The organism is Candidatus Infernicultor aquiphilus (assembly GCF_002784285.1).
Lineage (GTDB): Bacteria > Atribacterota > Phoenicimicrobiia > Phoenicimicrobiales > Phoenicimicrobiaceae > Infernicultor > Infernicultor aquiphilus.
Window position 1 is genome coordinate 1 of the sequence record NZ_PFKO01000187.1, and the last position, 2,131, is coordinate 2,131.

The following is a 2,131-nucleotide window of genomic DNA, read 5'->3' on the forward strand; positions in this document are numbered from 1 at the left end:
AAAAATGTTAAATTATAACTAGATTAAATAGACATCTCGCCGGTTAGTAACAAAAAATACCCCGCAATTTTATTTAAAATGTTTAGTAATAATTATATTTAAAAATATTGGTAAAAATTTTAGCCATATCATAGAAAGGAAGAGTTGAGTGAAAATTATAGCTTGTATTAAGCAGGTTCCAGAAATAAGTGAGGTAATGATTGATCCTAAAACTCATACTTTAAAGAGAGAAGGAGTGCCTTCAATTCTTAATCCCTTTGATGAAAATGCTGTAGAGGAGGGTTTACGGATTAAAGAAGAATATTCGGGAGAATTAATCGTGATTACTATGGGACCCTCGCAAGCAGAAGAAGCTTTGAAAAGATGCTTGGCTATGGGGGCAGATGAGGCAATTTTAATATCAGATAAAACCTTTGCCGGTTCTGATACTTTAGCTACTGCCTATACCTTGTCTTTAGTTATTAAACCATTAAAACCAGATTTAATTATTTGTGGTAAACAAGCTATTGATGGCGATACTGCTCAAGTAGGTCCTGAACTTGCTGAACAATTAGGAATTCCTCAAATAACCTATGTTAAAAAAGTAGAAATTTCTGAGGATAAAAAGAATATAATTTTACATAAGGAGACAGATGATGGTTACGAAATTATTCAATGTAAACTACCGGTATTAATTACGGTATTGAAAATTTTAAATGAACCTCGTTATCCGAGCATTAGAGGAATTTTAGCTGCTAAGAAAAAAGAGATTAAAGTTGTAAAAGCAGATGATTTGAAAGCAAAGCTCAGTTTTTTAGGAGCTGATGGCTCTCCTACCCAAGTTGTAAATATCTTTACCCCTCAACCACATCAAAAAGGTAGATTAATAAAACTTGAACCTAAAGATGCAGCAAAGGAAATCGTAAATTTTTTACAACGAGAAAAGATATTTTAAGAAAGGATGATATAATTTGGCGGAAATAATAGTTGATAAAAATAAATGTAATGGATGTGGAAAATGTGTTAAATTATGTCCTTTTGGTCAGATAACCATAGTTGATAAATTAGCAAGAATAGATCTAGGGTGTACTATGTGTGGGGTTTGTCAAGAATTATGTCTTACTGGGGCTATCCTTATAAAAAGAGAAAGATTGAATACTGAAGATATCTCAAATTATCAGGGAGTTTGGGTATTTATTGAACAACATCAAGGTAAGATAAAACCAGTTTCTTTAGAATTATTGAGCAAAGCTAAAGAATTGACTAAGAAATTAAGTCAAGAGTTGGTCGCAGTATTAGTAGGAGATGAGATTTCTTATCTTACCAAAGATTTATCTTTATATGGAGTGCATAAAATTTATTTAATCGAAAACAAAAATTTAGAAAGATATACTACTGATGCTTATGCTCAAATATTAGTTGGTCTTATTTCTCAATATAGACCCAATATATTATTAATTGGAGCTACTAATACTGGAAGGGATTTAGCTCCTCGGGTCGCTGCTCGACTAAGAGTGGGATTAACCGCTGATTGTACTGATTTAGATATTACTAAAGAGGGATATTTGCTGCAGACTCGACCTGCTTTTGGAGGAAACATAATGGCCCAAATATTATGTAAATATACTCGTCCTCAGATGGCTACAGTAAGACCCAATGTTTTTAAAAAATCTCAGTTCTGTTCAAATTCACTGTCTCCATCTCCAGAAATAATCAAGGTGGAGGCGAAATTAAATCCTTTATCTATTCGCACTAAAATATTAGAAGTAGTAAAGGAAGTTACTGAAGTTGCTAATTTAGAAGAAGCCAATATCATTGTATCTGCAGGGAGAGGATTAGGTTCTCCTGATAATCTTTATCTAGTACAAGATTTAGCCCAACTTTTAGGGGCAGCAGTAGGTGGCTCTCGAGCTATTGTTGATGCAGGATGGTTACCTCATCATCAACAAGTTGGTCAATCGGGGAAAACCGTAGCTCCTGAATTATATATTGCCTGCGGTATTTCCGGGGCTATCCAACATTTAGTAGGCATGCAGACTTCTAAGAGAATTGTTGCTATTAATAAAGATTTAGATGCACCAATATTTAAAATTGCTACTTTAGGAATTGTAGGAGATTTATTTAAAGTAATTCCACTGTTAATAGAAGACTT

At 33.4% G+C, this 2,131-nt stretch carries 2 protein-coding genes; both read left to right on the top strand.

Features of this window, described 5'->3' with window-relative positions:
* The first annotated feature begins 148 nt into the window (after positions 1–148).
* Positions 149–934 carry an electron transfer flavoprotein subunit beta/FixA family protein gene (locus COZ07_RS05030; protein WP_406607490.1) on the top strand — a complete coding sequence of 262 codons (786 nt, stop codon included), beginning with the start codon at positions 149–151 and terminating at the stop codon, positions 932–934.
* 16 nt (positions 935–950) lie between these two features.
* A partial coding sequence (locus tag COZ07_RS05035; RefSeq protein WP_406607491.1) for an FAD-binding protein occupies positions 951–2,131 on the top strand: 1,181 nt, incomplete at its 3' end.